Below are 9531 nucleotides of genomic sequence, written 5' to 3' on the forward strand. Positions count from 1 at the left end.
GTGAGTGAGATCGATCCCAAGATTGAAGCCCTGGTCCCCGAGTGGACGTACCTGCCCGACATCTCGGAGCGGTGGGGTGTGCAGGTCACCGAGGTGCGGAACCTGGTGAAGAAGGGCGAGCTGCTCGCCGTTCGGCGCGGCCCCAACAAGTCGCTCCAGGTGCCGGCCGCCTTCATCACCGACGACGGCCTGGTCAAGCACCTGATCGGCACGCTGACCGTGCTGCGCGACAGCGGGTTCAGCGACGAGGAGATCCTCGCGTGGATGTTCACCGAGGACCCCTCGCTGCCCGGCACCCCGATCCAGGCGCTGCAAGAGAACCGCGCCACCGAGGTCAAGCGCCGCGCCCAGGCGATGGCCCTGTGACCGGTGCCGGGCCGGGCCTGCGCGACCGCCTCGCGCAGGCCCGCCTCTACCTGTGCACGGACGCCCGGCGCGAGCAGGGCGACCTGGCCGAGTTCCTGGACGCCGCGCTGGCCGGCGGCGTCGACATCGTGCAGCTGCGCGACAAGGGCCTGGAGGCCAGGCAGGAGCTCGCCGCGCTGGAGGTGTTCGCGGACGCCTGCCGGCGCCACGGCAAGCTGCTGGCCGTCAACGACCGCGCGGACGTCGCCCACGCCGCCCGCCCGGACGTGCTGCACCTCGGGCAGGACGACCTGCCCGTCCCGGCCGCCCGCGCGATCCTCGGCGAGGACGTGCTCGTCGGCCGCTCCTGCCACGCCGAGTCCGAGGTCGACGCGGCGATCGCCGAGCCCGGGGTCGACTACTTCTGCACCGGCCCGGTCTGGCCCACCCCGACCAAGCCGGGCCGCCACGCCCCGGGCCTCGGCCTGGTCTCGTACGCGGCGAAGCAGGTGACCGACCGGCCGTGGTTCGCCATCGGCGGGATCGACCTCGGCAACCTGGACGAGGTGCTGGCCGCCGGTGCCCGCCGGATCGTCGTGGTGCGGGCCATCACGGCCGCCGAGGACCCGCAGGCGGCCGCCGCCGAACTGGCCCGGCGGCTGCGCCCGGCCTGAGCCGGCCCGCTCCGACCGCATCCGGCCCGATCGGGCCGGATGCGGTCGGCCCGGGGCCGCCGCCGTCCTGGGCGCCCGCCCGGTGCGCCGGCGCTCAGTACTTGCGGACGGTGGCGGCCTCGGCCAGCGCCAGCAGCACCGCGCGGGCCCGTTCGTCCGCGAGCGGCGCGGCTTCCAGCGCCGACAGCGACTCGCGCATCAGCTCCCCGATCCGCCGCTCCACCCGCTCGGCGGCGCCGCTGCGCTCCACCAGTGCGCGCAGCTCGGCCACCTCGTGCGCCGCGAGGTCGGGTGCGCCCAGCCGCTCGTCCAGGTGGCGGGCGTCGGCGGCCGGCAGCGCGCGCATGGCGTGCGCGACCAGCAGGGTGCGCTTGCCCTCGCGCAGGTCGTCGCCGGCCGGCTTGCCGGTGACCGCCGGGTCGCCGAAGACCCCCAGCAGGTCGTCGCGCAGCTGGAACGCCTCGCCGAGCGGGAGGCCGAAGGCCGAGTACGCCTCGACCAGCTCCGGGCCGGCGCCGGCGAGCAGGGCGCCCACCTGGAGGGGTCGCTCGATCGTGTACTTCGCGGACTTGTAGTGCAGCACCGTCTGCGCCCGCTCCAGGGCGCCCTCGTCCGAGGAGTCGCCGGCGACCGGCTCCAACACGTCCAGGTACTGCCCGACCATCACCTCGGTGCGCATCAGGTCGAAGGCCGGCTTGGCCGCGAGCACCGCGGCCGGGTCCAGCCCCGAGCGCAGGAACAGCTCGTCGCACCAGATCAGCAGCAGGTCGCCGAGCAGCACCGCGGCCGAGGCCCCGTACTGCTCGCGGTCGCCGCGCCAGCCGCGCTCCCGGTGCAGCGCCTCGAAGCGGCGGTGCACGGACGGCAGGCCGCGGCGGGTGTCGCTGCGGTCCATCAGGTCGTCGTGGACCAGCGCGCTGGCCTGCAGCAGTTCCAGGGCCGCGGCGGCGTTGGCGATGCCGGGCGTGCCGGCCGGGCCGCCGGCGCCGCGCCAGCCCCAGTAGCAGAAGGCCGGGCGCAGCCGCTTGCCGCCGTCCAGCAGGAAGTCGCGCAGGGCATCGGTGGCCGGGACCAGCTGCGGCGAGATCTTGCCGAGCAGCACCGCCTGGCCGTCCATGAACTCGGCGAGGGCGGTGTTGACGCGCTCGCGCACGGCCTCCACGTCGATGGGGTTGGCCGGCCGGGTGCTGGGCGAGGTCACGATGGTGCTCCGGAAGGTCGCTGGGATGCACCAAAGCCTAGCCGGGCGGCGGGGAACAGCCGTACGGACGAGCCGGACGGGGCAACCGGAACGGCGTCCACCGGATGTCTCAATCCGTGGACTCCAGTTGTCCGGGCCCTTCGCCCGGACGTTAACCTGCCAGCATGGCACTCGGCATCGCATCGACCCGAACAGACCGCGCGCTGACGGTGCGCGACCTGCTGTCGGCCGGGAAGCGCTCCTTCTCCTTCGAGTTCATGCCCCCGCGCAGCGAGGCCGGGGAGCAGAAGCTGTGGGACGCGATTCGCCGACTCGAACCGCTCGACCCGAACTTCGTCTGCATGACGTACGGCGCCGGCGGCTCCTCCCGCGAGCGCACGGTCAACATGGTCGGCCGGATCGCCACCGAGACCACGCTGACCCCGGTCGCCCACCTGACCGCCGTGGACCACTCGGTCGCCGAGCTGCGCAACATCATCGGCCAGTACGCCGACCAGGGCGTGCGCAACGTGCTCGCCGTCCGCGGCGACCCGCCCGGCGACCCGATGGGCGAGTGGGTGCGCCACCCGGAGGGCGTCACCTACGCCTACGAGCTGGTCGAGCTGATCAAGGGGATCGGCGACTTCTGCGTCGGCGTGGCGGCCTCGCCGAACATGCACCCGCGGTCGACCGACTGGGACGAGGACATCCGGCACTTCGTCGCGAAGGTCCGCTCCGGCGCCGACTACGCGATCACCCAGATGTTCTTCGAGGTGGACGACTACCTGCGCTACCGCGACCGGGTCGTCGCGGCGGGCTGCGACACGCCGATCATCCCGGAGATCATGCCGGTCACCAACGCCAAGCAGCTGGTGCGCTTCCCGCAGCTCAGCGGGTCGGCCTTCCCGGTCGACCTGGAGGCCCGGCTGCGCGCCGTCGTCGACGACCCGGCGGCGCTGCGCGAGGTCGGCATGGAGCATGCCACCGCGATGTCCGAGCGGCTGCTCGCCGAGGGCGCGCCCGGCCTGCACTTCATCACGCTGAACGGCTCCACCTCGACGCTGGAGATCTACCAGAACCTCGGCCTGCACCGTCGCTGACCGCCCCGCCGGCCGCCCTCCGGCGGCCGGCGGAACCGCCCCGGCCCGGGAACGCGATGCGGTGGCCGGACCGTTGAACCGGTACAGTCGCCGCACACGCGCGGCGCGCGCGGTCACGCGACTGGAGGTAGCGGCCGGATGGGCATCGGATACCTGCTGCTGTACGCCGCGTTGGCGGCGGTGGCGCTCTGGCTGATCGCCGAGCTGCTGCTGCAGAACCGCGCCCCGCTGCACTGGCGGGGCGTCGCGCTGGGCGGCTTCCTCGGCGTCGTCGCCGGGATGAAGCTCGGCTCGGTCGTCGTCATCGGCGCCGGGGCCGCGCTCTTCGCGCTCGGCCAGGTGTTCGTGACCCTCTCCGTCAAGCGCGGCCACACCGGCGGCTGGTCCCTGCGCGGGGCCGACGGCGCCCTGCCCGGCCCGCTCGCCAGGGTGCCGCTGCTCGGCGCCCTCGTCGGCGGCGGTGCGGTGGCGGGTGCGGCGGCCGTGGCGGTGACCCGGGTGGGCGAGGTCGGCGCGGTCGAGGAGACCCGGCCGTTCCGGCCGGTGGCCGACCCGGCGCCCGCTCCGGTCGAGGAGCCCGCGGCCGTCGAGCAGACCGCGGCCTTCGCGATGCAGGAGCTCGCCGCCGACGGCATCTACGACCCCGGCTACTACGAGCAGCAGGTGCCGGTCCAGGCGCAGCAGCAGGTCGACCAGCTGCCGTACCAGGACCCGTACGCCGCCGCCTACCAGTCCGGCTACGACCCCCAGCCGCAGCAGACCGGCGGCTACGACCAGCAGCAGTGGCAGCAGCCCCAGCCGGCCTTCGCCTACGACCAGGGCTACGGCGCCGCGGCCGGGTACCAGCAGCAGGACACCGGCTACCAGCAGCCCGACACCGGCTACCCGCAGCAGGACACGGGCTACCCGCAGCAGACCGGCGGCGGCTACGGCGGCTACCCCCAGCAGGACGGCTCCGCAGGGCAGGACGGCTACGGCTACCAGGCCCAGCAGGGCTGGGACCCGAACCAGCAGCAGTGGCAGCCCGAACAGCAGCAGGGCATCCCGCAGCAGCCCGCCTACGACTACGGCTACCAGCAGAACCACACCTGGCAGCAGCAGGGCTGACCCGCCCGCCGGCCGGGGCGGCCGGACCGGTTCCCGGCGGCGCCGTCAGGCCGGGCCGATCAGCCCGGCGGTGATGCAGGCGGACATCCCGACCCGGGCGAGCCCGCCCCCCGGGTGCGCCGCGCCGCCGACCAGGTAGAGGTTGGGCAGGTCCCGGTTGGGGGCCTGCAGCAGAGCGCCGTGCGCCCCGGCGAGCGCCGGGCGCGGCACCGAACCCCGGTGGGCCCCGGTCTCGCGGGCGGTGTCCGCGGGCGTGCGGACGACCTGCCAGAGCAGCCGCTCGCGCAGCGGGATCCCGGCCGCCTCCACGGCGGCCACCATCCGCTCGGCGCAGCGCCGGCCCACCGCAGGGTCGGACCAGTCGACGCCGGTGGTCGTGACGGTCGAGGTCAGCGTCACCGCCTCGTGCCCGTCGTCGGGCCGCAGCGCGGGGTCGTCGGGCCGCAGCACCTGGACGGTGGGGCGCTCCGTGATCGCCGGGCCGCCGCCGAACACGCTGATCAGCTCCGCGCCCGGGTCGGCGGCGTGCACCACGGTGCGGTGCGCCGTCCCGGCCGGCCGGCCGCCGCGCAGCGCCAGCAGCACCGAGATCCGGCCGGGCACGTCCTCGTACGGACGCCAGTGGGCGGGCCAGTCCTCCTCGCGCTCGTACGGGGTCAGCCCGCCGATGTGGAAGGTGCGGGCGTCGATCGCGGAGACCACCGCGTCGGCGGACAGCTCGCCGCCCCCGGCGAGGACCACCCCGGTCGCCCGGCCGCCGGCGGTGAGCACCCGCTCCACGCGGCAGTCGAAGCGGAACTCCACCCCGCGCTGCTCGCACCGCAGGTGCACGGCGTCGGCGAGCGCGCGCAGGCCGCCGCGCACGTACCAGACGCCGAAGGACTGCTCCATGTACGGCAGCACGGTCGCCCCGGCCGGGACGGTGCGCGGGTCGAAGCCGTACCGCAGGGCGTGCTCGAACAGCAGGGCGGTCAGCCCGGGGTGGCCGCCGAACTCGCGCTCCGCGACGTCGGCGAGCGTCCAGCGCGGGGCGGGCAGCAGCCGGGCGAGCCAGCGCGGGGCGGGCACCGGGTACGGGTCGGCGAACAGCGCCGAGGGGTCGGCGGGCAGCGGCTCCTCCAGCAGGGGGCGGCGGGTCGCCTCCCAGACCGTGCGGCCGTGGTTCACCACCTCGCCCCAGCGCGCGCCGCAGCCGCTGCCGAACGCGGCGTCCAGGGCCTGGGCGACGCCGCCGCGGGAGGCGTTGGGCAGCTGCAGCCCGGTGCCGTCGGGCAGCAGGTGGCGGCTCTCCGGATCGACCGGGACCAGCTCGACCAGCTGCTCCAGCGGCTCCCGCCCGGTCTTCAGCGCGAGGTCGCGGTAGACCGCGGGCAGGGTGAGCAGCCCGGGGCCGGTGTCGAAGGCGAAGCCGTCCCGCGCGTAGCGGCCGACCATGCCGCCGTACGTGCCGGCGGCCTCGCAGACCGTCACCCGGTGCCCGAGGGTGGCCAGCCGGGAGGCCGCCGCGAGCCCGCTCATACCTGCGCCGATGATGACGATCCGTGCCATGGCACCTGATCCTAGGGCGTCGCCCGCCCCGCGCATCACTGCCGAACGGCACCCCTCGACCCCGGCCGACCGGGCCGGCGCCCCTGCCGAACGACAGGCCGGCCGGGCGCTACGCCGCGCCCGCCGGCACCCCGGCCGCCCGGGCGGCCCGCCGTTCGCGCCGCCGGGCCCGGAAGGCCCGGATGCGGTTGACCGCGAACCAGACGAGCAGCAGCCCGGTCAGCAGCAGCAGCGCCGAGGCGATCGCGGCCGGCCACGGGTGGAAGATCGCCAGGGTCACCAGTCCGGCCACCGCCAGGTCCTCGAACACGCTGACCGCGATGTTGCTCGCCGGCTCCGGCGAGGTGTTGACGGCCATCCGCAGCGAGGCCTTCACCAGATGGCTGACCAGGGCCGAGGTGCCGCCCATCGCGCCGGCCGCGATCTCGCCGAGCGAACCGGGGTCGTTGCCCGCCAGCAGGACGCCCACGGTCGCGCCCGCCACCGGCCGGATCACGGTGTGCACGGCGTCCCAGACGGTGTCCACGTACGGGACCTTGTCGGCCACGGCCTCCAGCAGGAACAGCACGCCGGCCGCGACCAGCACGTCCGTCCGCTCCAGCGCGGGCGGTACCGTGTCGGCCCCGCCGAACCGGCCGAACAGTCCCAGCAGCAGCACCACGGCGTACGCGTTGATCCCGCTCGCCAGTCCGCTGGTGAAGATCAGCGGAATGATCGACATGCGTCCCTCCTCCGGCCACAGGGCCGCTCGGTCCGGGTCGCCGTTCGACCCCGCCGTACCGTACCGGGACGCCGCCCGGGGGCCCGGCGGTTGCAGTCCCGCGGGCCCGCCCCCGGCCGCCCGCGAGCTCTGAGTACGGATACTCAGACGCACGGTTGAGTAGCACAGCGGATGGCCTCCGACCTGCGGAGACGAGAGAGTTGTGGTCATCGGGACGGAGGGCCGCAGGGCCCCGGTCCCGGGCTGCGGACGGTTCTCCTCCGCCTGTCACGGGGGTGCGGGCGGGGGGCCGGGGAATCCGCACCGAAGCCGGTCAGGGGCCGCGCACCGCCGACACGGGGCGGCGGAGCGGGTCCACGGGGGCTGGCTCACGGGGGAGACCGCTGCGCCGACCGTGGGGGACGGCGCAGCGGGGACGTGCGGGGCGGAAGCGCCCGTGCACACCGGACGGGGGGAACCAGCCGGTGCGCACGGTCGGGGCCGCCCCGCACGCATGTCCGGCGGCGGGCCGGGAACGTTCCCGGGCGAACCGGCCCCGCGTTGTCAGTGGTGCCGGTCACGATGGAGTGGCGTGGGTCGACCGGCCCGCGCGCCTGCCTCGGAACCGGGGGAGACACATGACCATCAGCCGTCCTGAGCCCGTCACCGCCCGCCTCCACTCCGCCGCCCACCCCTCCGCGTCCGCCCACTCCTCCGCGGCGCACCACGCCGCGGCCCACCACGCGCCCGACCGCCGCCCCGCCGAGCACGGGCGCCCGGCCGGCGGCGACGTCCACCCGGTGCTGCAGCGGGTCGGCGCCCCGCCCGCCGCCCTGGACCTGCTCGCCGACGCGCACCGCACGCTGGTCCGGGCCCGCGGACTGGAGGACCCGCTGGAGCGGTACGCCACCGCGCACCTGGCCGCGCTGCGCACCGTCGCGGCGCTGCTGGCCGCCCGGGGCAGGCCGGAGAAGAGCCCGCGCCGGCGCAAGGCGATCCGCAGCGCCTGGGAGGTGCTGCCCGAGGTGGCTCCGGAGCTGTCCGAGTGGGCGGTCTACTACGCGGCCGGGGCGCGCCGCCGGGCGGGCGCGGAGGCCGGGATCCGCGGCGCCGCCTCGGCCCGGGACGCCGACGACCTGATCCGCAACTCGGCACTCTTCCTCCGCCTGGTCGAGCGCCTGCTCGGCCTGCGTGCGGCACCCCCGCCGCCCCGCCTCCCGCTGGACGGCGCCGAGCCGGGCTGATCCGTACGGGAGGTCTAAGGTGGAGGCGTTCCGATCGTTCCTGCCGAGGAGTCCTCACCTTGTACCCGACGCGTCCCCGCAGCGCCCTGCGTACCGCCGTGGTGTGGGAGGTGGTGCGGGCCGCCCTGGAGAAGCGGGCGGCCGAGCTGGACCAGCCCGTCCTCGACGTCGTCGACACGGGCGGCGGCACCGGCAACTTCGCCGTCCCGGTGGCGAAGCTCGGCCACCGGGTGACGGTCGTCGACCCGAGCCCGGACGCGCTGTTCGCACTGGAGCGGCGGGCCGCCGAGGCGGGCGTGACCGACCTGGTCCGCGCCGTCCAGGGGGACACCCAGACGCTGCCCGAGCTGTTCGCCCCGAAGAGCGTCGACGCGGTGCTGTGCCACGGCGTGCTGGAGGTGGTGGACGACCCGGCCGAGGCCCTCGGCAGCCTGGCCGGCACGCTGCGCCCCGGCGGCCTGGTGAGCCTGCTGGCGGCCAACCGCAACGGTGCGGTGCTGGCCCGCGCGCTGGCCGGCCACTTCGCCGACGCCCGGACGGTCCTGGACGCCGCCGACGGCCGCTGGGGCGAGGGCGACCCGATGCCCCGCCGCTTCACCGGCGAGGAGCTGGAGCGGTTGGCGGCCGGCGCCGGTCTGCGGGTGGAGTCGGTGCACGGGGTCCGGGTCTTCGCCGACCTGGTGCCCGGCGTCCTGGTGGACACCGAGCCGGGGGCGATGGAGGCGCTGCTGCGGCTGGAGGAGGCCGCCGCCGAGCAGCCCGCGTTCCACGCCGTGGCGACCCAGCTGCACCTGCTGGCCACCCTGGCCTGACCGGTCCGCGGCACCCGGCGGGGGCGTCGTCCGCACGGTTCGTCCCGCTCCTGCGCAGCTCGCGGACGATTCCACCGGATCGGGCACTTGTCCGCGTCCTCCGGCGTTGTGACCGGTGCGGATCCGGGCCGCCGAAGTGGCCGGGCCCACGCGTGGTCGACCGCCCCGCAACGGGCCCGTGGACCGTATGATCTGGGTAAAGCCGGAAAGCATGACAGCCGGATGCATGGGGCATATGGACGACACGGGCCGGGTCCCCCGCACAGGCGTCCGACCGCGTGTTCTGAAGGCTGATTTGGACTTGCCACCCCGGACCGGGGCGGCGGACCGGTCGCACCCGCGACCGACGAGTAGGAGGACTCCGTGCCGCTCTCGGAGCACGAGCAGCGACTGCTCGACCAGATGGAGCGAGCGCTGTATGCCGAAGATCCCAAATTCGCGTCGGCGCTAGAGGGAACCGGTCTGCGCACCTACACCCGTCGGCGGGTCTACCTCGCCGTCGCCGGCTTCGTGGTGGGCATCGGCCTGCTGATGGGCGGCATGGTCGTCCCCGATCAGATCTGGGTGAGCGTCGTCGGGTTCCTGGTGATGCTCGGCTGCGCGGTGTTCGCCGTGACGGGCTGGCGCAAGGGCCCCGCCGGCCAGGGCTCCGGGCCCCGCCCGGCCGCGCCGCAGCGCCGCAAGGCCGGGGTGATGGACCGGATGGAGCAGCGCTGGCAGCGCCGCCGGGACGAGCAGAACGGCTTCTGAGACACCGCTCCCGCGGGCGCCGGGCCTCCCGGCGGACGCGCGGGGGACGCCGAGGGCGGGCAGTCGACGAC

Annotated in this window: 10 protein-coding genes; 7 read left to right on the forward strand and 3 right to left on the reverse strand. The window is 75.4% G+C overall.

Going from position 1 to position 9531, the window contains the following annotated elements; translation table 11 throughout:
- The gene (locus ACWGB8_RS09510) at positions 1-366 is read left to right on the forward strand and encodes an Rv2175c family DNA-binding protein (protein WP_452211870.1); all 366 of its coding nucleotides are present in this window, start codon (positions 1-3) and stop codon (positions 364-366) included.
- A complete protein-coding gene (gene thiE / locus ACWGB8_RS09515) occupies positions 363-1019 on the forward strand; it encodes a thiamine phosphate synthase (RefSeq protein ID WP_452211872.1) in 657 nt (218 codons plus the stop codon). Before ACWGB8_RS09510 ends, thiE begins: the two co-directional genes overlap by 4 nt.
- A gap of 94 nt (positions 1020-1113) precedes the next feature.
- Here thiE and ACWGB8_RS09520 read toward each other — a convergent pair whose 3' ends face one another.
- Positions 1114-2220, reverse strand: coding sequence for a polyprenyl synthetase family protein (locus ACWGB8_RS09520; protein ID WP_452211874.1), 1107 nt, complete (start codon positions 2218-2220; stop codon positions 1114-1116).
- A gap of 164 nt (positions 2221-2384) precedes the next feature.
- Here ACWGB8_RS09520 and metF point away from each other — a divergent pair, with 164 nt between their 5' ends.
- On the forward strand, positions 2385-3299 hold the full coding sequence (gene metF, locus ACWGB8_RS09525; RefSeq protein ID WP_452211876.1) for a methylenetetrahydrofolate reductase [NAD(P)H]: 915 nt from the start codon (positions 2385-2387) through the stop codon (positions 3297-3299).
- 138 nt (positions 3300-3437) lie between these two features.
- Positions 3438-4406 carry a hypothetical protein gene (locus ACWGB8_RS09530; protein ID WP_452211877.1) on the forward strand — a complete coding sequence of 323 codons (969 nt, stop codon included), beginning with the start codon at positions 3438-3440 and terminating at the stop codon, positions 4404-4406.
- A gap of 45 nt (positions 4407-4451) precedes the next feature.
- Here ACWGB8_RS09530 and ACWGB8_RS09535 read toward each other — a convergent pair whose 3' ends face one another.
- Positions 4452-5954, reverse strand: coding sequence for a phytoene desaturase family protein (locus ACWGB8_RS09535; protein ID WP_452211879.1), 1503 nt, complete (start codon positions 5952-5954; stop codon positions 4452-4454).
- A gap of 109 nt (positions 5955-6063) precedes the next feature.
- Entirely contained in the window at positions 6064-6675 is a 612-nt protein-coding gene (locus tag ACWGB8_RS09540; protein ID WP_452211881.1) for a DUF4126 domain-containing protein, read from the reverse strand.
- Between the two features lie 617 nt (positions 6676-7292).
- Here ACWGB8_RS09540 and ACWGB8_RS09545 point away from each other — a divergent pair.
- The 3 genes from ACWGB8_RS09545 (at position 7293) to ACWGB8_RS09555 (ending at position 9460) form a co-directional block, all read left to right on the forward strand.
- A complete protein-coding gene (locus tag ACWGB8_RS09545) occupies positions 7293-7898 on the forward strand; it encodes an SAV_6107 family HEPN domain-containing protein (protein ID WP_452211883.1) in 606 nt (201 codons plus the stop codon).
- A gap of 59 nt (positions 7899-7957) precedes the next feature.
- Positions 7958-8710 carry a methyltransferase domain-containing protein gene (locus ACWGB8_RS09550; RefSeq protein ID WP_452211884.1) on the forward strand — a complete coding sequence of 251 codons (753 nt, stop codon included), beginning with the start codon at positions 7958-7960 and terminating at the stop codon, positions 8708-8710.
- A gap of 363 nt (positions 8711-9073) precedes the next feature.
- The gene (locus tag ACWGB8_RS09555; RefSeq protein WP_452211886.1) at positions 9074-9460 is read left to right on the forward strand and encodes a DUF3040 domain-containing protein; all 387 of its coding nucleotides are present in this window, start codon (positions 9074-9076) and stop codon (positions 9458-9460) included.
- The last annotated feature ends 71 nt before the right edge of the window (positions 9461-9531 follow it).

Source organism: Kitasatospora sp. NPDC054939 (assembly GCF_053610105.1).

Excerpts from the sequence above, each read along its gene's own strand:
- ACWGB8_RS09530 (WP_452211877.1), top strand. The coding sequence starts at position 3,438 with ATGGGCATCGGATACCTGCTGCTGTACGCCGCGTTGGCGGCGGTGGCG.
- ACWGB8_RS09540 (WP_452211881.1), bottom strand. The coding sequence starts at position 6,675 with ATGTCGATCATTCCGCTGATCTTCACCAGCGGACTGGCGAGCGGGATC.
- ACWGB8_RS09545 (WP_452211883.1), top strand. The coding sequence starts at position 7,293 with ATGACCATCAGCCGTCCTGAGCCCGTCACCGCCCGCCTCCACTCCGCC.
- metF (WP_452211876.1), top strand. The coding sequence starts at position 2,385 with ATGGCACTCGGCATCGCATCGACCCGAACAGACCGCGCGCTGACGGTG.
- ACWGB8_RS09535 (WP_452211879.1), bottom strand. The coding sequence starts at position 5,954 with ATGGCACGGATCGTCATCATCGGCGCAGGTATGAGCGGGCTCGCGGCG.